The 22,217-nt window shown below is 65.7% G+C and carries 18 protein-coding genes; 9 read left to right on the top strand and 9 right to left on the bottom strand.

Annotated elements, in window-relative coordinates; all coding sequences use genetic code 11:
* Nucleotides 1-267 precede the first annotated feature (267 nt).
* Nucleotides 268-1,641, bottom strand: coding sequence for an FAD-binding oxidoreductase (locus CLV78_RS00530; RefSeq protein ID WP_106202828.1), 1,374 nt, complete (start codon nucleotides 1,639-1,641; stop codon nucleotides 268-270).
* Between the two features lie 239 nt (nucleotides 1,642-1,880).
* Here CLV78_RS00530 and CLV78_RS00535 point away from each other — a divergent pair, with 239 nt between their 5' ends.
* Nucleotides 1,881-3,569, top strand: coding sequence for a chloride channel protein (locus CLV78_RS00535; protein ID WP_425427899.1), 1,689 nt, complete (start codon nucleotides 1,881-1,883; stop codon nucleotides 3,567-3,569).
* A gap of 16 nt (nucleotides 3,570-3,585) precedes the next feature.
* Here the strand turns inward: CLV78_RS00535 and CLV78_RS00540 are convergent, their stop codons facing one another.
* From CLV78_RS00540 to cobT, 5 genes are all read right to left on the bottom strand, one after another.
* Nucleotides 3,586-4,950: a CAP domain-containing protein gene (locus tag CLV78_RS00540; protein ID WP_158263386.1), complete on the bottom strand. Its 1,365-nt coding sequence runs from the start codon at nucleotides 4,948-4,950 to the stop codon at nucleotides 3,586-3,588.
* A gap of 179 nt (nucleotides 4,951-5,129) precedes the next feature.
* Nucleotides 5,130-5,477: a DUF427 domain-containing protein gene (locus CLV78_RS00545; RefSeq protein WP_106202830.1), complete on the bottom strand. Its 348-nt coding sequence runs from the start codon at nucleotides 5,475-5,477 to the stop codon at nucleotides 5,130-5,132.
* 80 nt (nucleotides 5,478-5,557) lie between these two features.
* Nucleotides 5,558-7,357 carry an aminopeptidase P family protein gene (locus CLV78_RS00550; protein ID WP_106202831.1) on the bottom strand — a complete coding sequence of 600 codons (1,800 nt, stop codon included), beginning with the start codon at nucleotides 7,355-7,357 and terminating at the stop codon, nucleotides 5,558-5,560.
* Nucleotides 7,358-7,428: 71 nt separating this feature from the next.
* Complete coding sequence (locus CLV78_RS00555) at nucleotides 7,429-7,878, bottom strand: hypothetical protein (protein WP_106202832.1); 450 nt, start codon at nucleotides 7,876-7,878, stop codon at nucleotides 7,429-7,431.
* A 125-nt stretch (nucleotides 7,879-8,003) separates the two neighbouring features.
* Complete coding sequence (gene cobT, locus CLV78_RS00560; protein ID WP_106202833.1) at nucleotides 8,004-9,875, bottom strand: cobaltochelatase subunit CobT; 1,872 nt, start codon at nucleotides 9,873-9,875, stop codon at nucleotides 8,004-8,006.
* A gap of 355 nt (nucleotides 9,876-10,230) precedes the next feature.
* On the opposite strand from cobT, the gene CLV78_RS00565 reads away from it, so the two are divergent.
* Nucleotides 10,231-11,136, top strand: a complete 906-nt coding sequence (locus tag CLV78_RS00565; RefSeq protein WP_106202834.1) for an exosortase-dependent surface protein XDP2 — start codon at nucleotides 10,231-10,233, stop codon at nucleotides 11,134-11,136.
* A gap of 43 nt (nucleotides 11,137-11,179) precedes the next feature.
* Here CLV78_RS00565 and CLV78_RS00570 read toward each other — a convergent pair whose 3' ends face one another.
* The 3 genes from CLV78_RS00570 to CLV78_RS00580 form a co-directional block, all read right to left on the bottom strand.
* Nucleotides 11,180-11,392 carry a hypothetical protein gene (locus CLV78_RS00570; RefSeq protein WP_106202835.1) on the bottom strand — a complete coding sequence of 71 codons (213 nt, stop codon included), beginning with the start codon at nucleotides 11,390-11,392 and terminating at the stop codon, nucleotides 11,180-11,182.
* 94 nt (nucleotides 11,393-11,486) lie between these two features.
* Nucleotides 11,487-13,037, bottom strand: a complete 1,551-nt coding sequence (locus CLV78_RS00575) for a CYTH and CHAD domain-containing protein (RefSeq protein ID WP_106202836.1) — start codon at nucleotides 13,035-13,037, stop codon at nucleotides 11,487-11,489.
* Between the two features lie 65 nt (nucleotides 13,038-13,102).
* Entirely contained in the window at nucleotides 13,103-13,396 is a 294-nt protein-coding gene (locus tag CLV78_RS00580; RefSeq protein WP_106202837.1) for an SH3 domain-containing protein, read from the bottom strand.
* A 173-nt stretch (nucleotides 13,397-13,569) separates the two neighbouring features.
* On the opposite strand from CLV78_RS00580, the gene CLV78_RS00585 reads away from it, so the two are divergent.
* The 7 genes from CLV78_RS00585 to dnaG all read left to right on the top strand — a co-directional run bounded on the left by CLV78_RS00585 (nucleotide 13,570) and on the right by dnaG (nucleotide 22,124).
* The gene (locus CLV78_RS00585) at nucleotides 13,570-14,823 is read left to right on the top strand and encodes a sarcosine oxidase subunit beta family protein (RefSeq protein ID WP_106202838.1); all 1,254 of its coding nucleotides are present in this window, start codon (nucleotides 13,570-13,572) and stop codon (nucleotides 14,821-14,823) included.
* Complete coding sequence (locus tag CLV78_RS00590) at nucleotides 14,801-15,463, top strand: hypothetical protein (RefSeq protein WP_106202839.1); 663 nt, start codon at nucleotides 14,801-14,803, stop codon at nucleotides 15,461-15,463. Before CLV78_RS00585 ends, CLV78_RS00590 begins: the two co-directional genes overlap by 23 nt.
* A 7-nt stretch (nucleotides 15,464-15,470) precedes the next feature.
* Nucleotides 15,471-16,025, top strand: a complete 555-nt coding sequence (locus CLV78_RS00595) for a hypothetical protein (RefSeq protein WP_106202840.1) — start codon at nucleotides 15,471-15,473, stop codon at nucleotides 16,023-16,025.
* Nucleotides 16,026-16,029: 4 nt separating this feature from the next.
* Nucleotides 16,030-16,296, top strand: a complete 267-nt coding sequence (locus tag CLV78_RS00600) for a sarcosine oxidase subunit delta (protein WP_106202841.1) — start codon at nucleotides 16,030-16,032, stop codon at nucleotides 16,294-16,296.
* Nucleotides 16,297-16,432: 136 nt separating this feature from the next.
* Nucleotides 16,433-19,366, top strand: coding sequence for a sarcosine oxidase subunit alpha family protein (locus CLV78_RS00605; RefSeq protein ID WP_106203698.1), 2,934 nt, complete (start codon nucleotides 16,433-16,435; stop codon nucleotides 19,364-19,366).
* A complete protein-coding gene (locus CLV78_RS00610) occupies nucleotides 19,359-19,922 on the top strand; it encodes a sarcosine oxidase subunit gamma (RefSeq protein ID WP_158263387.1) in 564 nt (187 codons plus the stop codon). The genes CLV78_RS00605 and CLV78_RS00610 overlap by 8 nt, the downstream gene beginning before the upstream one ends.
* A 171-nt stretch (nucleotides 19,923-20,093) precedes the next feature.
* The gene (gene dnaG, locus CLV78_RS00615; RefSeq protein ID WP_106202843.1) at nucleotides 20,094-22,124 is read left to right on the top strand and encodes a DNA primase; all 2,031 of its coding nucleotides are present in this window, start codon (nucleotides 20,094-20,096) and stop codon (nucleotides 22,122-22,124) included.
* Nucleotides 22,125-22,217: the final 93 nt, after the last annotated feature.

The following is a 22,217-nucleotide window of genomic DNA, read 5'->3' on the forward strand; positions in this document are numbered from 1 at the left end:
GCAGGGTCGAAATCCGGTTCGTGGCTGCGGCGGGCGGCGGCCCGAGTCCGCAGAACTTGGGTCGTGCAGGGAGCATGTGGGATGCACTCATTGCCCAACATCCTGAGCAATGTCTGGAGGTGCGCCACGATGATTAAATCGTTCGGCTCGAGTTGCTTGACGAGTTGTTCAATGGTCTTGGCGAGCCGCGGTACCCACCGATGTCAAGACGAGCACTAGGGACGCGATTTACGCATCTGGGACGGGGATAGGGCGCGCGCGCCACCATCAGTTGGTCCGCACGACCTTTCCCGGATTGAGGATGTTCTGCGGGTCGAGCGCGCGTTTGATTTCGCCCATCACCTGCCACCCTTGGCCGTGTTCGGCCTCCATGTAGTCGAGTTTGCCCATCCCGACCCCGTGTTCACCGGTGACGGTTCCTCCCATTCGCAACGCGCGATCCACCATGCGGGCCGAGAGCGCCCGGGCGGTCTCCAACTCCTGCGGTTCGTCGTCCCGGATCATCAGGATGGCATGGAAGTTGCCGTCGCCGACATGGCCCAGAATGGGGCCGGGGATCGGACTGTCGGCGATGTCGGCGCGGGTCTCTTCCACCGCTTCGGCAAGGCGTGAGATCGGCACGCAGAGGTCGGTCACCACCGCCCGCGCCCCCTTGCGGCTGGCGAGGATCGCGAAATAGGCATTGTGGCGCATGGTCCAGAGCGCGTTGCGGTCCTCTGCTTGCGTGGACCAGCGGAAGCCTTCGCCGCCGAATTCCTCTACCAGCTCACCCAGTCTTCGGGCATCTTCCGCGACTGACAGATCCGAGCCATGGAACTCCACCAGGAGATGCGGTTTCAGCGGCAAGCTCATGTTTGAATAGGCATTTACGGCGTTGACGGTTTCGGTGTCGATGAACTCGATCCGCGCCATCGGGATCCCCATCTGGATCGTGGCCATGACTGTATCGACCGCGCCGCCGATGTCGGAGAAGGCGCAGACGGCAGCGGAGATGGCCTCCGGCTGGCCGTGCAGGCGCAGCGTCAACTCCGTGATCAGCCCGAGCGTGCCCTCCGAGCCGATGAACAGGTGTGTAAGATCGTAGCCCGCAGCGGATTTGCGGGCACGGGTGCCGGTGCGGATGATGCGTCCGTCGGCAAGCACGACCTGCAGCCCGAGCACATTGTCCCGCATCGAACCGTAGCGGACCGTGGTCGTGCCGCTCGCGCGGGTGGCCGCCATGCCGCCGATGGAGGCGTTGGCGCCCGGATCCACCGGGAAGAAAAGGCCGGTCGCACGCAGGTCCTCGTTCAGCGCCTGCCGGGTGATCCCGGGCTGCACCACCGCGTCCATGTCCTCCGGATGGACCTCCAACACCCGGTTCATCCGGGCAAAATCCACGGTGAGACCGCCGCGGATCGGCGTGGTGTGCCCCTCCAGCGAAGTGCCGGCGCCAAAGGGGATGACCGGGCAGCCATGGGCGGCACAGGTCGTGACGATGCGGGCCACCTCCTCGGCGGTTTCGGGATAGGCCACGGCGTCCGGGGGGGTCTGGGCGAAATAGCTCTCCGACTGGCCATGCAAGGCCCGGTCCGAGGCGGAGCGTGTCAGACGCTCGCCAAGAACCGACGACAGATCTGCCAGTGCCTGTTCGATGGTCATCCGTGCCTCCTGCCGTTGCGTCGGGGCAATCTAGGGCAGGCCGCAGGGCGGGGAAACCCCTGTCCCATCTGTCGTTTTCGCTTGGTCGACAGGCGCATGGCACGGACATAGGACTTGGACCGCTGACGTCGATCCCCTAGGAAAAGGAGAACAGGGGGCACGGATGTGCCCCGGATTTCCCGAGCGACCGGGGGCAGGCGGGCCCCGGCGATCTCGCCCCGCCCGCCAGTGGATGGCCCGTGCCCGAACGTACCCGAGATCTGATTCGGCGCCAGTACCAGGAAAGCAAGGAGAGCCTCACACGGGGTTGGCAACTGCTGCTGCGCAAGGGACCGGGCCAGATCCAGTTCTGGTTCATCGCCCTAGCGGTCGGCACCGTCGCCGGGATGGCCGCCGTGGGCTTCAGAGGTGCAATCACCTGGCTTCAGGCCACGCTTTACCTCGCGGACGATGTCGCCGTGATACACAGCCACGCCAAGACGCTGCCGTGGTGGATGTTGCTGGCGTTGCCGATCTGTGGCGGGCTGCTGGTGGGCGTGATCCTCGGACGGTTCACGCCCGACGGGCGCGTGCGCTCGGTCGCGGATGTGATCGAGGGCGCGGCGCTGCACAAGGGGCGGGTGGAGCGGAAGGCGGGCATCGCCTCCGCCGTCGCCTCCATGATCACGCTCAGTTCGGGCGGCTCCTCGGGCCGCGAGGGGCCAGTTGTCCACATAGCCGGCATGATCGCGACCTGGGTCTCAGACCGGATCCAAGCCAACGGGATCACCGGGCGCGACCTCCTGGGCTGCGCGGTCGCCGCGGCGGTGTCCGCCAGTTTCAACGCGCCCATCGCGGGCGCGCTCTTTGCGTTGGAGGTGGTGTTGCGGCATTTCGCCGTGCACGCCTTTGCGCCGATCGTCATCGCATCGGTCGCGGGCACGGTCATCAGCCGCCTGGAGTTCGGCAACGTGACCGAATTCACGCTGTCCCCGCAAAGCACGATCAGCTTCTACGTGGAACTGCCAGCCTTCCTCCTTCTGGGGTTGCTGAGCGGCGTGGTTGCGGTTTTGCTGATGCGCGCGATCTTCTTTGCCGATGATTTCGCGAGCCATCTGCAGGGCAAGTTCCGCATCCCCCATTTCCTGCGCCCGGCCATTGCGGGGGCGCTGCTGGGCCTGCTGGCCATCGGGTTTCCGCACATCATCGGCGTCGGCTACGAGACCACCTCGGCCGCGCTTCGTGCCGATCTGGTTTTTCACGAGGCCGTCGTCTTTGCCGTGCTGAAGGTCGTTGCGGTTGCGATCACCATGGCGGGGCGCATGGGCGGCGGCGTGTTTTCCCCCGCGCTCATGGTCGGCGCACTGACGGGTCTGGCCTTCGGATATGTCGCCACGCACATCGTCCCGCAATACTCGGGCACCGGCGAGCTCTATGCGCTGGCGGGGATGGGGGCAGTTGCGGCCGCCGTGCTCGGGGCACCGATCTCCACCACGCTGATCGTCTTCGAACTGACGGGGGACTGGCAGACAGGGCTGGCGGTGATGGTCTCCGTCTCGCTGTCCACGGCTCTGGCCAGCCGGTTGGTGGACCGGTCGTTCTTCCTCACCCAACTGGAGCACAAGGGCGTGCACCTCGCCGCAGGACCGCAGGCATATGTGCTGTCGCTCTACTCGGCGGCGGTGATCATGCGATCCAAGGATAGCCCCCGCGGCGCCCCGGAAGCGCTCTGCCGGACATTGATCGGGGAGGGGACCTACGTGGCGCCCGATACGACGCTGGAGGTGTGCATGCCGATGTTCGAGGCGTCGGGCCATGCCTTCCTTCCCGTCGCCGCGCCTTCGGCCGATGGCGGCCCGCCGGAACTGCTCGGCGCGCTCTATCATGTCGATGCGCTGAAGGCCTACAACCGCGCGCTGGCGGAGACCGCGGCGGAGGAGCATTCCTGACCGGCAGGCCGCCGCATCAGACGAAATCGATGTCGTCGGCCAGTGTCAGCTGTTTCAGCGTGGTGTCACGAAAGACGATCACGTTGGCGCCGTCATCGTGGCGGTCATAGACGAGATCCCGGCCCTCCTGGCTCAGCGCGTTGCGGAAGGCGTTCACGGTGCCGGCCTCGCCCGGCCCACCCAGCAGAACCTTGTCGCCGGGGCCGAAATCGCGGATCGTATCGGTGCCGAAGCGGCCCTTGAACACGAAGGTATCCGCGCCGCCGCCGCCCTTCAGCGCGTCATTCCCGCCGCCCCCGATGAGCCGGTCCTTGCCCCGCCCGCCAATCAACGTGTCCTGGCCATTGCCGCCGAACAGCTTGTCGGACCACTTGCCGCCGTTGAGCTTGTCCGCGCCACCGAGGCCAAGGAGCTTGTCGTTGCCCTTCCCACCATCGAGCCTGTTGTCGCCGGAATTGCCCCGGAGCATGTTGCCCTTTGCATTCCCGGCGAGCGTCAGGTCCTCGACGCCCAGAAGCTCGGCCTTTGTCACGCCTGAGACCAACCGGGTGTTGCCGGAGCTTTTCAGAAGCGTGCCGTTGACCAGATCGAGCTTCACATTGCCGTCTGACAGGTCGAGTCTTGCAGTGGCGGTCACGGTGCCGTCGCCCAGCGTGGCGGTGACCATCCCGTCCGGCGACGCCAGTTCCAGAACGTATCCGCCATGATCGTGGGCACCACCCCTGTCGGTATCCGACCGCGATGCGCCGGCGCTGTCTTTGTAGCGTGTCGACGCCGTGATGCCGCCGGTGCCCTCGCCGATGGAGTAGAAACCGTCGCCGTCGCGGTCGCGGTAGACCACCCCGGTCACAAAGACTTCGGACCCTCCAAGGGCAAAGCCCTCGGTCAGCATCGATGCGTTGTAGGTTCCGCCGCTGGAGGTCGTGAAGCTGCCCATCTCATGGCCGACGCCGATCTCGCGGAAACTGTCGCCGAGCAGGTTCTTGCGGTGGCCTGCGCTCAGAAACAGCTGCTGATGGTTGAGTGCGATGGCATCGTTGCCGTCGATGCTGCCGGTGGACCCACGCCAGGCGATGTTTTCACCGGTGCGCCACCAGCTGCCATAGCCGGCGTCCTCGAACCGTTGCGAATGGCTGCTGCCGCCGGACCCGGTATGGCTGAAGGTGTCACTGCGCAGCATCCAGGCAGAATGCGCGGCCGAGGCCGCGTTCAACGCCGCGTTCGGCGCCAGAACCTGCCGGCTCCCGGACTCCAGGGTCAGGGGGGACAGGCCCTCGTTGAGATCAATCCCGTAGCGGGCGGCTTCCGCATCGGGTGCAAGCCGGGCGCGGTTGATGAGTTCGATCAGGAATTGCTCGGCGGCAGTCAGACTTGCGGGCATGGTCGGGACAGGGTTCCGTCGGAAAAAAATGGCCCCTCCTCGGGACCCGATATTCCGTTCGCCACAATGTCGGCAATGGGGCGTTTTCGAGGCCGGGCACCCAAGGGGCCTGTGCCGGGACATGCAAACGGCCGCGCCATTTGCGCGGCCGGTCGGCGGTGCCCGAGGCGGTCAGGTGTTCAGAGGCGCTCGACCGCGACTTCGGAGGCCGTTGTGTAGAACGCGATATGGTCCTTGAGGCGGCTCATGCCCTCGATCGGGCACTCGTAGGACCAGGCGGCGTTTTTCAGCGTCTTGCTCTTGGTGTCGATCGAGAAATAACGGGCGTCGCCAATATGGGGGCTGTGGCTGGATGTCTCGGTGGCATCGAGGAACGCCATGGCGATGTCGTCACGGGGAAAGTAGATGACCGGGGGCATGTCACCCTCGGTGAGTTCCAGTGCGTTTGTGCTTTCGGCGAGAACGGCGCCGCCGGCACGGACAACCCATTTGCCCTCGGCCTTGCGGATCTTGATGTGGTCTACCATGAGTGGCTCCCGTAATGCAGATACGCCCGGACGGGCGCTAAATCTGACAGCTGTTCATTGGATGAGTGTTAGCGCTCAACCTATACTGGTGCGGTTGCGGCGTCCAGCCAGGCCGCGACGTCACGATCCAGCAGGGGGGCAAGGCGCGATCTTACCTCTGCGTGATAGCCATTCAGCCAATCCAGTTCAGCGCGGCTCATCAGCGCGGTGTCGAGCAGCCTGCGGTCGATCGGTGCCCAGGTGAGATTGGCGAAGGCCAGCATCTCGCGGTCGTCGGCGCCGTCGAGAGCGGGGGCCGCGACGACATGGATCAGGTTCTCGATGCGGATGCCAAAGGCGCCCTCGCGATAGTATCCCGGCTCGTTGGAGAGGATCATGCCCTCTTCCAGCGGCACGTCGGAGACGCGGGAGATCCGCTGGGGCCCTTCGTGCACGCTGAGGTAGGCGCCGACACCATGCCCGGTGCCATGGTCGTAGTCCTGGCCCGCCATCCACAGCGGCGCACGCGCCAGCGGGTCGAGATCCCGGCCAGCCAGCCCGCGCGGCCAGCGCGCACGCGAAATGGCGATCACGCCCTGAAGGACCCGTGTGAAGCAGGCCTTTTGCGCGTCGGTCACCGGCCCCGTTGCGATCGTTCGAGTGATGTCGGTTGTGCCGTCAGCGTACTGCCCGCCGGAATCCACCAGGAGGATCTCGCCGGGCGTGACGCGGCGGTTGCTTTCGGTGCTGACACGATAGTGGACGATGGCGCCGTTGGGACCGGAGCCGCAGATCGTTTCGAAGCTGATGTCGCGCAGCAGCGGGTCCTCGGCGCGGAACGCCTCCAGCCGTTTCACCACGTCGATCTCGGTCAGCTTGCCCTTGGGCGCCTCGGCGTCGAGCCAGCACAGGAACCGGCACATGGCTGCGCCGTCGCGCAGATGTGCCTGTTCCGATCCGGAAATCTCGGCGGCATTCTTGCGCGCCTTGGGCATCACGCAGGGGTCGCGGTCGAAGTGGATCTCCGCGCCCGTGATCTGTTCGGCAACCCAGTAGGGGGCGGATCCCTTGTCGAGCAGAACCTCGCCGTCCAACGCTTCCAGTGCGGCGCCGAAGGTTTCCGGCAGGTGACAGGTCACCTGATTGCCGAGATGCGTCATCGCGGCGTCGGTGAGTTTCTCCGGCGCGCAGAAAAGATCGACCGAGGCATCCGCGTTCAGGATCGCAAAAGCGTGCGGCACCGGGTTGCGGACAATGTCACTGCCGCGGATGTTCAACAGCCAGGCTATGGAATCCGGCAGGGTGAGCACGGCGGCGGACAGGCCCTTCGCGGTCAGGTCGGCGGCGAGGGCGGTGCGCTTCTCGCCATGCTCCTGCCCGGAATACTCTAACGGATGCACGAGGATGTCACCCAGCGGTGGCTCCGGCTGGTCCTGCCAGATGGCATCGACGTAGTTGGGGGACGGATGGTAGGTCAGGCCGTGCGCCTTGCCCTCCTCGCGCAGTTTGCGGATCTCCTCGGCGGTATGGAGCCTCGGGTCGAACGCGATCTTCCCCCCGTCCGGCATCTGGTCGGTCAGCCAACCGGCAAGCTGGGTCTTTGGCCACGCGACCGGTGTGAAGGCCGACAGGTCCACCTGCGCGCGCACCTGAAGCGTGTAGCGGCCATCGACGAAAATCCCCGCCACCTCGGGCAACACCGCGCAGAAGCCCGCCGACCCGGTGAACCCCGTAAGCCACGCAAGGCGCGCGTCGTGCGGGGCGACATACTCGCCCTGATGCATGTCGGCGCGGGGGACCAGGAAGCCATCGTATCCGTCCCGGGCAAGCTGCTGGCGAAGCGCGGCAAGGCGCGGCGGGCCGTCGCCGGGGCGGGTGGAGACGTCGAAAGACTGGTACATGGCGAGGCTCCCTGCTGCTGCGAAATCGTCCTATCGCTTGCAGGGCGGGATGGCCAGCCGGGCAGGCCCCGCTAGATGCCGCATTGTTCCAGGAAGGCGAGGCGGGCAGCGCCGGTTCCCTTCATGTCGCCTTCCATGAAAACCGTTCCAGTCTGCGGCGCATCGAGGCGGAAACCCTTGCCATGCCGAAAGAAGTCGAGATTGAAGTCCGAAACCACGACCCTGCCGCTCAGAGTGGCCCCACTGGCGCCGACGTCAACGGGCCAGCGGTCTGTGCGGCCGTCTGGCATGGTGAACCAGAGCATCAGGCCGCGCACATCGCGGAAAGTGTCGCCCCTTCCGGTGCCGTCGGTCAGCGTCAGCTCCAGCCCGCGCCCCTTCCGGCAGGACAGTTGCAGATCATAGCGCCCGCCGTCGAAACGCGTCGTTGCTGCGCCACTCCCCTGTTGAAGGTCCCAGGCGGCGCTTGCCGGGCCGGTTGAAAGGACGAAAGCCAGAATCCCAACAGCAGTACGAAACATGTAAAACCTCCCAGATGAAAATGCATCGGGAGTATCCTGCCGGCCTTGGAGTGCAGGTCAAGTTTACCATCTGCGAAACGCGCGAGCCCCCGGACAGACGCTGAACCGTTCGGTTGCTGCAGGCATCAGCTTGCCTTTCGCACTCCGGCGAACCGGGCGCGCGCCCGTGGATCGGCGTCGAAGAGTGCGGCCAGCTGCTCCGTCATCGCTCCGGCCAGCTGCTCGACATCCGTGATCGTCACGGCCCGGTCGTAATATCGCGTCACGTCGTGTCCGATACCGATCGCCATCAACTCCACCTGCTTGCGCCGTTCGATCATGGCGATCACGTCGCGGAGGTGCTTTTCGAGGTAGTTGGCAGGGTTGACCGAGAGAGTGGAATCATCCACGGGCGCTCCGTCGGAGATCACCATTAGGATCTTGCGCGCCTCGGGCCGGACGACCATCCGTTTGTGCGCCCATTCCAGGGCCTCGCCGTCGATATTTTCCTTGAGCAACCCTTCCTTCATCATCAGGCCGAGGTTGTCTCGGGATCTCCGCCACGGCGCGTCGGCGGACTTGTAGATGATGTGGCGCAGGTCGTTCAGGCGCCCGGGGATCTGCGTCCGGCCAGCCTTCAGCCATTCCTCGCGGGCCTGCCCGCCTTTCCACGCGCGGGTGGTGAAGCCGAGGATCTCGACCTTCACCGAACAACGCTCCAATGTGCGCGCCAGCACGTCCGCGCAGATCGCGGCGATGGAGATTGGCCGCCCGCGCATGGAGCCGGAGTTGTCGAGCAGCAGCGTTACCACGGTATCTCGGAACTCCGTGTCCTTCTCGATCTTGAAGGAGAGCGGCGTCGTGGGGTTGGCCACCACGCGTGCCAGACGCCCGGCGTCGAGAATGCCTTCCTCGAGATCGAACTCCCAGCTTCGGTTCTGCTGGGCCTGCAGCCGGCGCTGCAACTTGTTGGCCAACCGCGACACCGCGCCCTTCAGCGGTTCGAGTTGCTGATCGAGGTAGGCGCGAAGACGCTCCAGTTCCACCGGTTCCGCCAGTTCGGTCGCTTCGATGATCTCGTCATGCTCGGTCGTGTAGACCTCGTAATTCGGATCGGCTTCGGAGATCGACGGCGGGGCAGGGGGCTCCAGCGGGGCTTCGCCCTCCGGTAGCTCGGTCTCCTCGCCCATCTCGGAATCGACGGAATCGTCCATCGTGACCTGCGCCTCCGACGGATCGTCGGTCGCGTCCTGCTCCTGATCGGGTTGGGCGTCCTGATCCTGATCGCCTTCCTCGTCGTCCTCGCCGCTGCTCTCCGGCTCGTCCTGGTCCTGCTCGGCCTCTTCCTGCTGTTCCTCTTCATCGACCTCGTCGGGGTCGTCGCCAAGCTGGTCACCATAGCCGAGATCCTCGATGAACCGGCGGGTGAACTTCGCGAATGCCGTCTGATTGGTGAGGCAGGTTTCGAGATCCGGAAGGGTGTCCGCAGCCGACCCTTCAAGGTGATCGCGCCACAGGTCGAGCACATTCTGCGCCCCGTCGGGCAACTCGCGGTCGGTGGCGAGGTTGCGGATCATGTAACCCGCGGCCACTGCCAGCGGGGCCTCGCTGGCCTTGGTGATCTGGTTGTAGCCCCGGCGGGCGGCCTCGTTGGCGATCTTGGCGTCGATGTTCCCGGCAGTGCCGGGCATGGCGCGGGCGCCGACGGCCTCGCAACGGGCGGTCTCCATCGCCTCGTAAATATCGAGCGCCATCTGCCCGGACGGCAGGTAGCGACGATGCACACCCGCGTCGTGATACTTGCGGCGCAGCGCGAAGGCATCCGCCGTCCCGCGCGCCAAAAGCACCTCTTCCTTTGTCATCCGGCGCGAGACCTGCGGCAGGCGCATCTGGTCGTTGGTCAGGCCCGGCGGGTCCACGGTAAAGACCACGCCCAGATCCGGATCGTCGGCAATGACGCGGGTCGCCTCGGTCAGCGCCTTCTTGAACGGGTCGGCTGGGTTGTCGGACTGGGTCATCGGGTCACCGGCATCTTTGAACTCTGCCCCGGCAATCTAGTGGGTTTCCCAGGCAGGCGCCATTGCCATTCGTCCGGGCTGGTTCCCGATCCCGTGGTTGAATGCGCGCGACCATGTGCATCGGAAATGCCGGCATCTGCTTGCGGAGAGCCAGTGGACGATGGCCCCTCGCCAGAGGTTTGGACAGCCTGAAAAACAGCAAAAGGAAGGGGATATCGTCAATCTGCCACAGTGCCGGGGCTTTGCGGGATTTTCTGGCACGAGGGGCTTGAGCGGAACAAGTTGCTGCCACTATCAAGCATTAAGAATCGTTAACAGTAGACCTGCCGACAGCTCTACCGGATTGGAGTGATTGATGTTTTTGCGTACCCTCTCGGCTTGTCTTTGGATGACCGGAAGCTTTCTGTGCGCGACCGGCGCGCATGCGCTGACGGTCAACCCGATTGGCATGTCCGTCTCCCAACCGACGGGCGGCAACAACGGCTCAGGCGCCTATACCGACGATGTCTACGTGGACACGATCACGCTCAACTCGACCTCGTTTTCCTCCGCGGCGTCCTTCGCCGCGCTCAGCCGGTTCGAGGTGCTGACCGGGCGTTCCCGCCTCAACGCGGAATGGGGCGACGATGACACCGGCAGCGACGGTGACGACAACCCGTTCGCCAAGGCCGGCTTCGACCCGGCGGACCAGGAAACCACCGACCCGACGATACAGGATGCGACGCTGCTGAACGCGTTCAACTCCCTCAGCCTGACAGAGATGATCGATGGCGAGGGATCGGGTGATTTCTCCTATCGCATGCTGTTTTCCGCCAGCCTGCAGGACGATGACACGGGCGTGGATGACGTGCCGGAGATCATGCTTTTCGAACGTGGCATGAACGATTCGTTCAGCGTCAAGCTCATCATCGGAGGCACGTTCGACAGCCCGATCTTCTCCGACACCGTGTCGGTCAACAGTCGGCAGTTCTGGGGCACCGGCATCTCTGTCAACACCACGGAAATCGGCGGCGCTCAGGAAATCGGCCTGGGCGGATTTGACCTGAACGAGTTTGGCCTGGCATCGGGCGAAACCGTCTATGGGATGGAAGTATTCGGAACCAGCGGCCCCGACATGAATGCCTTTCTTCTGTCCGCCGTCGACCCCGACCGTTTCGGCGCTCCGCTCGTCACGACGGTGCCGGTGCCGGCGAGCCTTCCGCTGATGGGAACAGTACTGTTCGGAGGCGTCTGGGCGGCGCGACGCCGGAGGTCCGCCTGAAGGGACCCGGCGCGAACGGCGTCAGGGGCGGGTTGGCGCCCGATCAGCTCCTGAACTGATAGATCAGCAGGATCAGCGACAGCGCAAAACACAGGTAGATCAACCACATGGTGGAGATCGCACCAGCAGCCGTCGCGCCGATGTCCATGGACGCCAGTGTGCCCCAGACGGCAAATGCGCCGACCACCAGCGTGAACAGCAGGGTTCCGAAAATCGCCAGGAAACGGGAAAGGCCGGATCTTTTCTTCGTGGTCATCGAACTCCCCGATTTGCCTGTGAAACGCCCACACCGATGTTTCTGCTAGGTGGCAAAGATGGGCACGGTTTGGTGCCCGCGCGTTAACTTTGTGTCATTTCCAGAACGGGCCGGTTTTTCGCACCCCTTCCCAGAGCGCCCTGGCACGATGCCAATCCGCCTCCGCGCGCGATCCCCGGGAGCCCAGAACCCGCCCGACGGCGCGCTGTGCCGATGGATTGCGCGCGCCGGGACTGTCGGGTTGGCAGAGCAGATCCTCGGCCATCGCCAGATCATTCAGATCGCCAAAGACGTTCTGGAGCTTCTTCATTTTCCTGACGAAGAAGGCCACCTTCCTAGCCGGGTAGAGGGGCCCCATGAACTCGATCGTATAGCGCAGTTTCTTCAGTTCCTTGCGAAGCTCGTGGCGCTCGTCGATGCTCAGATTGTCGATCCCCCGCGCATGCCGGACAACGGATTTCCATCGTTTGTTCAAGGCTTTGCCGGACAGGTCCCGGATCGGCCGCGCAAGCCGCGCGGTCTGGCCGAAATCGCCGGGTGTCAGCCAGCGGCGGGTTTCTATGAAGCGCCCAAGGTTGATGATGAAGGCATGGGTCTCGGCGCTTTTCAACTCCTCGCGCAGGGCTGTCCGGACCTTTTCGCGGCGGGTTTCGATCGCTGTGCGCAGGGCGGGGAAGCCCGGCTCGTCCGGGTGTTCGGCGCTTTCGGGGTCGATAATGTCGGTGATCGCGACGTCGAGGTCGCGCAACGCGCCGACCTGCGTTCCCATCCTTTTGGCTTGCTCGTTGAGCGTCACAAGTTCCGGATGCCCGATGATCGGCTTGAAGATGCCGGAGGCCGCCCGCAGGCGGCGTAGGCCGATCCGTAACTGGTGGGGCCCCTCTGGCGCGTCCGTGCCAAGCACCACGTCCAGATTGGCGGTGATCTGCGCGAAACACTCGCGCAGCACGTCCCGCGCGGCGATTTCCGAAGTCATCTCCGAGGACAGTGGCACATTCCGGGCATTGCGCGGTTTCGGTTCCGACGCGGGCTGGCCCGTGCTGGCCAAAAGAAAGCCGCGCTCGGATTTTGCCTTGTCGGAGAGGCGCAACCCGCCGTCCGGAAACAGTGTTCGCGTGACGTCGAAGAGCGCGTTCACATCGCCGTCGATCAACTCGATCTCTGCCTCGCGCAAGGGTTCGGACAGCTCGCCGGCGACGACCTCGCCCTCGTCGATGGCAAGTTCCACCTTCGCGCCATCCGCCAGGTCGATCTGTGTCGCCGCCCGTTTCATCAGCGTCTCGCAGATCGGGGCGAGGTCCGCCTCACCGATCAGCGCATGCAAGCGGTCGCGCAAGGCGTCGTCGGTGACAAGCGCGAGGTCAAGTCGTCCGCCGGGTGCCGGGACCTCGACCTCCTGCGTGTGCAGCAACCCGCCGTTGATCGTTGTGCCCGCCTTCACTGTCTGCAACCAGCGCCGCCCGTCCTTGCGCAGGCGCAGCGCGATACCGGCCTTGCGCAGATCGTGGTCTGGCGTGTCGTGGTAGACGGAGCGCAGCGTGCGTGCGCGGACGGCGGTCTGGTTCAGGTCCAGCGACTTGAGCCTTGCTTTCAGCCGCTTGATCGCATCCTCGTCCAGAAGAAATTTCAATTCGATCTCGGTCATGCCGTATGGTTATGGACTTGATACCCGGGGTACAAGATCAAACCCCGACAGCCGCACCGCGCGGGTCACTTCGCGGATTGCAGGTAGTGACCGGAGACATAGCCCTTCAGCGCGCGCGCCTCCTTGAGGGAAACCTTGCACCATGGGGTGCCCCCGACGCGGTCGCAGCCGAGGTTGCGCACCTGCGTGCCGTTCGGCAGGCCGACGATCACCCGGTATCCCATGCCCGGACCAGCGCGAAGTTTGAGCATGTCGCCCTCGTCGACGCCCGATACCACGGAGATAGACGCGGCCAGCGCCGTGGATGCCGTGAAAAGGATTGAAAGCGCGGCCGCCGCCGCGATGTGTCCGGTCTGCATTGCCTGTACTCCGGTTGACCCGTTTGCCTCCAACCTCGCCAATGCGCGGTGCAATTGCAACTGCGCAGGGCAGTCAGGACGGTATCTGTCGCGGGACGTCACCGCGACGTCGCACGCCGCATTGCAATTCCGCCGCGCTGTTGCTTTGCTGGCGGCAACAGACGGAGGGCGGGATGCGCTACAGCGCCTTGCAGATCCTGAAACAGGGGCTGAGCGGCAATCGCGGATGGGGCCGGGCCTGGCGCAAGCCGGAGCCGAAGCCGGACTACGACGTGATTGTCATCGGCGGCGGCGGGCACGGGCTCGCGACGGCATATTACCTTGCCGCCGAACACGGTATCACCAACGTTGCGGTGCTGGAGAAAGGGTATCTGGGTGGCGGCAATGTCGGGCGGAACACGACCATCGTGCGCGCCAATTACGGGCTGCCCGGAAACTCGGAGTTCTATTCCCACTCGCTGAAGCTGTGGGAGGGAATGGAGCAGGCGCTGAACTACAACGTGATGCATTCGCAGCGCGGGATCATCAACCTGTTCCATTCCGACGGTCAACGGGATGCCGCGGCCCGGCGGGGCAATGCGATGCGAAATCAGGGTGACGATGCAATCCTGCTGGACCGGGACGCCTGTCGGGAGATGCTGCCGTATCTCGACTACGAGCAATCCCGTTTCCCCATCCACGGTGGGCTCTATCACCCGCGTGGCGGCACGGCGCGTCATGATGCGGTGGCCTGGGGGCTTGCTCGCGGGGCCGACCGGCTGGGCGTGGACCTGCTTGAGAATTGCGAAGTCACCGGTATCGATATCGAGGGTGGCGCGGTGACGGGTGTGCAGACTACGCGTGGTGCGATCCGGGCCCGGAAGGTGGCAATCGTCGTGGCCGGCCGGTCGAGCCAGGTGGCGGCGATGGCTGGCATGCGTCTGCCCATCGAAAGCCATGTGCTTCAGGCCTTCGTCACAGAGGGATTGAAACCCGTGATCGACCATGTCGTCACCTACGGCATGGGCCATTTCTATATCAGCCAGTCGGACAAGGGCGGTCTGGTCTTTGGCGGCGATCTCGATTTCTACCCGTCCTACGCGGCGCGCGGGAACCTGCCCATGGTCGAGCATGTTATGGAGGCCGGCATGACGCTGATGCCGATGATCGGGCGGGCACGGTTGCTGCGGTCTTGGGGCGGGATCATGGACATGTCGCCCGACGGCTCACCGATCATCGATACCACCCATATTGACGGGCTCTTTCTGAACTGCGGCTGGTGCTATGGCGGGTTCAAGGCTGTGCCGGGATCGGGCCATTGCATGGCGCACCTGATCGCAACCGGCCGCCCGCATGTGGCGGCGGCGAAGTTCCGGCTCGATCGGTTCGAGACGGGCGTCGGCCTCATGGACGAGGAGGGGACCGGTGCCCAGCACAACCTGCACTGACAGAGCAACGGGACGGCCCGCGGGCGGGGGGCGGGCAGAGGCTGGCGGGCGCCCGGACCTCGCGTACCAGGCAGGCCTGTCCGCCGGGGCACGGGGGGCGTCTGCCGGGTCGCGCCGTGTAGGGCGTGCCAGCGCGATTGCCGTTGCCGTTTCTGCCAGCGCAGCCGAGGCCGACACCTTTCCGGAAGGCTGCTACGCTCGTGTCTATTCCGACGCGCACCTTGCCGAGGCCCCGCGACAATCGGTTGTCGCAGTGACGGCGCTTTCCGAGCCGCGACAGGCAGGGGAGGAGCGCGACAGGCTCTTCCTTCGTGTGCTGTTTCGCTATGAAGGCACTGGCGGAGAGAACGTGGAGGCCGGCGTCTGGTACAGGCAGGAGGTCTTCTGCAAGGAGGATTGGGAGCATCCGCGATCCGCCTGGATGCAGCCCGGTGGCACGCTCTGTTCGGCCGAATGCGACGGCGGCAGGGTCCAACTGACCCGGCGTGCGGATGGGCGGATCGACCTTCGCACCGCCGGTTTGCATGTCGTCCGGCCCGGTGCCGAATGCGAGGGCAACTCCCGGCTCGCGTCGGAGGGGCGGGACAGTGCCACGTTCAGGCTCGCGCCGGCCGGCTTCGATGTCTGTCTGCAGGAGTGATCGGGGCATGGGTATGATCCGACATATCGCTGTCTTGGCCGCTCTCGCCTGTACCGGCCTGATGGCGGGTGGCGCGGCGGCGCAGGTCCAGAAACTCGACTGCTACGAACGCCTCTATTCGGCGGAGCATCTGGCGAAGCACGCAGCGCAATCGGTGCGCCGGCTCACCGTCGCGCTGGTGGAGGAGGCCGGCGACCACGACTGGAGCCGCTGGATGGGGCTGACGGTGGATTTTGCCGCGCAGGGGCAGGGGGGAAGGAACGTCCGGCCCGGCGTGGAATATGAGCAGACCCTGCGCTGCTTCACAGTTGAGGATCCCCATGGCTGGCCGGGCTGGGTGAAGCCGGGGACGGTCGTCTGCGCCGTCGACGGCGATGGGGGCGCGATCGGCATCATTTCCCGTGACAAGGACTCTCTGCTGCTCTGGACCCGCGGGGTTGTCCTTGGCGAGCCGGACCCGACCTCGGGCGCCCCGGTGCCGATCCTGACCGATGAGGGCGCGGGCAGCGTCCGCTTCAAGCTCGGCCGGGTCCCGGCCGGGGCCTGCACGAGAACATGGTGAAGAGATGCTGATCCCCTGTCCCCTCTGCGGTCCGCGCGATCTTCGGGAGTTCACTCCTAAGGGTGCCGCGGTGACCGTCGACCGCCCTGCCGCCGATGCGGCCCCGGAGGTATGGCACGACTACCTGCACCTGCGCGACAACCCTGCCGGCCCGTCGCGGGAACTCTGGTGGCACGGCGTCGGTTGCGGCGCCTGGCTGGTCGTGGACCGCGATACCGTCACGCACGAGGTCACCTCCGTGGTTCTGGCCGGGGAGGTTGCCGCAGAATGACAACCCTTTCCACATGCCCCCGCCGGCCGCAGGCCGGCGCCCGGCCCAACGGGATGATCCCGCCGCGCCTGCGGCGGGTGAAGACGGGCGGGAGTGCCCCGCCGCACCTGCCAACACCGACCTTTCCGAGGTGTCCATGAGATTGTCCCGTGGCGGGCGGATTGACCGCTCCGTATCGCTTCCCTTCTCCTTCGACGGCATGCTGCTCACCGGTCATCCCGGTGACACGCTGGCCTCGGCCCTGCTGGCCAATGGCATCCGGCTCGTAGGGCGTTCCTTCAAGTACCATCGTCCGCGCGGCGTGATGACTGCCGGTCCGGAGGAACCGAACGCGCTGGTGGAGATCGGCCGAGGCGCGTCGCGCGTGCCCAATGTCCGCGCGACGCAGCAGGAGCTTTTCGAGGGTCTGGAGGCCCACAGCCAGAACCGCTGGCCCTCGCTTCGCGCCGATGTGCTGGCGGCCAACGACCTGTTCGCGCCGTTCCTTGGCGCAGGCTTTTACTACAAGACCTTCATGTGGCCGAAGAGCTTCTGGGAAAACCTGTACGAGCCGGTGATACGGCGCGCGGCCGGCCTTGGCCGCCTCGGGCGCGACCCGGACGATGCGCGGCACGAGAAAGCCTTCGCCCATTGCGACCTGCTGGTGATCGGGGCCGGGCCCGCCGGGCTGATGGCCGCCCGCGCGGCGGCGGAGGCCGGGGCCGACGTGTTCCTTGCCGACGAGTCCAGCGAACCGGGTGGGCGCTTGCTGTCCGAGGTCGAGCGGATTGATGGCCTGCCTGCTGCCGAATGGGTGGCCCGGAGCGTTGAACGCTTGCAGGCGATGCCGAACGTCCGCCTGATGCCGCGCACCTGTGTCGTCGGCGCCTATGACGGCGGTGTATATGGCGCGCATGAACGCGTTGGCGAACACCTTGCCCACCCCGGTGCGGATCTGCCGAAGGACTGTTTCTGGCGGATCACCTCCCGCGCCGCGATCCTTGCCGCCGGCGCAATCGAGCGCCCCATCGCATTCGCGGACAATGACCGTCCCGGCGTGATGATGGCAAGCGCCCTGCGCAGCTACGTCACGCGGTACGGCGTTGCGCCCGGCAGGCGTGTGGCGGTGTTCGCGACCAACGACGACGCGCACCGCACGGCGCGGGACCTCGCCGCCGCCGGGGTGGAGGTCGCTGCGGTGATCGACCCGCGCGACGGTGTCTCCGTGGCGGGCGATTTCCCCGTGGTGTCGGGCGGCAAAGTGGTCGGGACACGGGGGCGGACCTCGCTTCGGCAGGTCCGCGTCGAGGCGAATGGTACCCTGCGCAGGGTCGATGCCGATGTCCTCGCCGTCTCCGGAGGCTGGAACCCGTCGCTTCACCTGACCTGTCACATGGGCGGGCGCCCGAAATGGGATGCGAACCTCTCCGCCTTCGTCCCGAGGGACGACGCCGTGCCCGGGCTGATCGCGGCCGGAGCCGCCAGAGGGGTGTTCGACACCAGCGGCTGCCTGGCCGATGGGCTGCGGGCGGCGGCGGTGGCGTTGGAGCGGCTGGGCCATGTCGCCCCGTCGCTGGACATGCCGGAGGCGGACACGGAGGCCGGTACAGCCGTGGCCCTCTGGCAGGTTCCGGGCAAACGTCGCGCCTGGGTCGATTTTCAGAACGACGTGACCACGAAGGATGTCAGGCTTGCCGGTCAGGAAGGGTTCGACAGCGTCGAATACATGAAGCGCTACACGACGCAGGGCATGGCACCGGATCAGGGAAAGAACTCCAACGTGACCGCATTGGCGGTTCTGGCCGACGCCACGGGCCGGACCATTGCGGAGACCGGCACCACGGTCTACCGCCCGCCCTTCAGTCCGGTGCCCATCGGTGCGCTGGGTGCAGGGGCCCGGGGCAAGGGCTTCGCCCCGGAACGCTTCACGACCTCCCACGATGCGTCGCTGAGGCGGGGCACCCCCATGATCGAGGCCGGTCTCTGGTATCGCCCGAGCTATTTCCCGGCGCCGGGAGAAACCCACTGGCGCCAGAGCTGTGACCGGGAGGTTGCGATGGTGCGGGGCACCGTCGGGGTCTGCGATGTCTCGACGCTGGGAAAGATCGAGTTCCAGGGGCCGGATGCGGGCCGCCTGCTCGATCTGGTCTATACCAACATGCTTTCGACGCTGAAGCCGGGCAAGGTGCGCTACGGGCTGATGCTGCGGGAGGATGGCCATGTCATGGATGACGGCACCACGGCGCGGCTGTCACAGGACCACTGGGTGATGACCACCACCACCGCCGCCGCGGGGCAGGTGATGGCCCACCTGGAGATGGTGCAACAGTGTTTCCTGCCGCGTGCGCGGGTGCGCTTCACCTCCACCACCGACGCCTGGGCACAGTTCGCCATCGCCGGTCCGCGTGCGCGGGAGTTGGTGAACATGGTGCTGGACGCGCCGATTGATGCGGAGAGCTTCTCCTTCATGGGCTGCGGTGCTGTGTCGGTGGACGGCATCGCCGCGCGGCTGTTCCGGATCTCCTTCTCCGGGGAGCATGCCTACGAACTGGCGGTGCCGGCGCGTCATGCCGCAAGCCTGTTTCGCCTGCTGCTGGCACAGGCGGAGGGGCTGGAAGGCGGCGCCTACGGGATGGAGGCCCTGAACGTGCTGCGGATCGAAAAGGGGTTCCTGACCCATGCGGAACTGCACGGGCGCACGACCGCTTTCGATCTCGGGCTACAGGGGATGATGTCGAAGAAGAAGGACTTCATCGGCAAGGCGGCCTCCTGTCGGCCGGGGCTCATGGACAGCACGCGGGAGCAACTCGTGGGGTTGAAACCATTGGATCCGGAGGTGGCGCTGCCTGCCGGCGCGCATCTCTTCGACCGCGATGCCGATCCCGTTCGGGTCAACGATCGGGGTTACGTGACGTCCTCTGGCTTCTCGCCGACCTTGCAGACCCATATCGCACTGGGGTTCCTGCAGCAGGGGCGGGCGCGGCACGGGGAGGTGGTCAGGCTCGTGGATCATCTGCGCAATGTCGACACGGTCTGCAAGGTCTGTGATCCGGTGTTCTTCGATCCCGAGGGAGGGCGGTCGCGTGACTAGGCTGATGATGGAAAGCCCGCTCTCCGGGCTGGACCTGCGGATCGGAGAGATGCGGCTGGAGGAGGTGGACCTGGGCGCAGTGCACTGGCTGGCCCCCTGGCCGGGGGAGTCGCTGGCGATGGGCCACGCCTTGCAGGCCGCCCTTGCCGTGCATTTTCCGCAACCGGGGGAGCACATCGAACAAGGCCATGTGCGAGTGTTGTGGGCGGGGCGGGAACAGGCCTTCCTGATCGGCACGGCACCACCGCAGGAGCTGTCGCAACATGGCGCGGTCGTGGATGTGACCGAGGGCTGGGCGGCGATGCGGCTGCGAGGCGAGGCGGTCGCAGGGGCGCTGGCGCGGTTGACCCCGCTGGATCTGCGCCCGGACGTATTTGGCGTCGGGCAGACGGCGCGCAGCTTGCTCGGGCACATCACGGCTCAGGTCACGCCCATCGACGGCGGGTTCGAAATCATGGTGATGCGGTCCTTTGCCCGCTCCGCCGCGCATGAGATCGAGGTTGCCATGCGTTCGGTCGCTGCACGCGCCGAGGTTGCAGAGGGCCGGGGGCTCTGAACGCTCCCGCCGGTCACGCGCGGCACTGGGCTGCCTGACCGTGCCGGTCGGTTTGGCAGGGTCCGGACGCGACCAGCCAGCACGCCTGCCGCCACCTCTCATTCACCCTGTTCGCAGAAAAGGCTGGCAGAGCGCCTTGCGTCGGGCGCACGGGGGGGCGATATTCATCCAATGTCCCTGCCTCCCGGATTCCTTGACGAGCTACGCTCCCGCACCTCGCTTGCGCAGGTCGTGGGGCGCAAGGTCGTGTGGGATGCACGCAAGTCCAACCAGGCGAAGGGCGACCTCTGGGCGCCGTGCCCATTCCATCAGGAAAAAACCGCTTCTTTTCATGTGGATGACCGGAAAGGGTTCTACTATTGCTTCGGCTGCCACGAGAAGGGCGACGCGATCAGGTTCGTCCAGGAAACCGAAAACGTCGGCTTCATGGAAGCGATCGAGATCCTGACGCAGGAGGCGGGCATGCAGATGCCCGCCCGCGATCCCAAGGCCAGGGAAAAGGCGGATCGGCGCAGCCAGCTTGCGGAGGTCATGGAGCAGGCGGTTCAGTTCTTTCGCCTGCAATTGCAAACCGGGGCGGCGGGGAATGCGCGGCGATACCTGACCGAAGCCCGTGGGTTGTCACCGTCAGCGCTAGAGCGGTGGGAGATCGGCTTTGCGCCCGATGGCTGGCAGGGGCTCTGGGACCACCTGACCGGCAAGGGGGTGGCGCCGGACCTGATCCTGGGCTGCGGACTGGCGAAGCCCTCCGACAAGGGCCGGCAACCCTATGACACCTTCCGCAACCGGATCATGTTCCCGATCCGGGATGCGCGCGGGCGCGCGATCGCCTTCGGCGGACGTGCCATGGATCCCAACGACAACGCGAAATACCTGAACTCGCCGGAGACGGAGCTCTTCGACAAGGGGCGCAGCCTGTACAACCACGGTCCGGCGCGGGAGGCGGCGGGCAAGGGCCAGCCGCTCCTTGTGGCCGAGGGATACATGGACGTGATTGCCCTCAGCGAGGCGGGGTTCGGGGCCACGGTGGCGGGGCTTGGCACCGCGATCACCGAGGACCAGTTGCGGCTGATGTGGCGAATTCATCCCGAACCCGTCATCGCGCTGGATGGCGACACGGCCGGCCTGCGCGCGGCCATGCGCCTGATCGACGTGGCGCTGCCGTTGCTCGAAGCCGGGCAATCGCTGCGCTTCTGCATATTGCCGGACGGGCAGGACCCCGACGACCTTCTGAAGGCCAAGGGGCCTGAGGCGATGCGGGAGTTGCTCGAAGGCGCGCAACCGATGGTGTCCCTGCTCTGGCGCCGTGAGACGGAGGGCAAGGTGCTCGACAGCCCGGAGCGACGGGCGGCGCTGGACAAGGCGCTGCGCGCGGTTATCCGCAAGATCAAGGACCCGGGCATCCGCAACCACTATGCCGAGGAAATGCGCCAGCTTCGCTCGCGGCTGTTCGGTTTCGGGCACGGGCCCGGGCAGGGAGACGCACAGGAGCAACGGGGCGGTTTCGGCACCCAGGGCGGCCAGCGAAAGGGATCGTGGCAGGACCGGCGGCGCGGTATCAAGCCGGCGGCAAGCCCTGTGCAGAGCACACGCGCCTCGATGTTTGTAGGCGCCGACGAGGCGGCGACGGCGGCCCTGCGGGAAGCCGTGATCCTCGTGACGTTGATCCATACACCCATTCTCCTGTCCGAATTCACCCATGTGCTGGAGGAGATGGAGTTCCACGGTGAGGGCCACGCGGCCATCGCCGGCGCCTTGCTGACCTGTGACCCGGATGCAACGCAAGAGGATATCGAGGCCGCCATTGGGGAACGGCTTGGGCTTGCGCCCCTTGAAAGGCTGCTGTCCTCTAGCCATGTTTCACTGGCCCCGTCGGTGCGAAAGCCCGGCGACGTCACGATTGCGCGCCTGTGCCTGTCCGAGCAAATCGCCAAACTGTCCGACCTGCGCGGATCACGGAGCGAGATCGAGGAGGCGATGGCGGGCTTTGCCGAGGCGCCCGAGGAATGGATCGACCACCGGTTGAGCCTCTCGGCGCAGGCCAGGCAGGTGTCGTCGTTGAGCAATGATGGCGACAGGGCAGAGTTCGATATTGCCGAGAACGGGGCCCGGCTGGATCGGGACGAACGCTCGGGACTGGACGCACTGCTTGACTCGATCGGTTTCCCGACGCGGGGCAAATCGGACGGTCAGACGGAATGATACAACTTCCGGGGATCTTTCCATTCCCGGCGCTGATGGGTAAGTCGGGTGGAATTGCGCTGATCCTGCGCTAATGATTCGTATTGATTCGCC

This window comes from Aliiruegeria haliotis (assembly GCF_003003255.1).
GTDB lineage: Bacteria > Pseudomonadota > Alphaproteobacteria > Rhodobacterales > Rhodobacteraceae > Tropicimonas > Tropicimonas haliotis.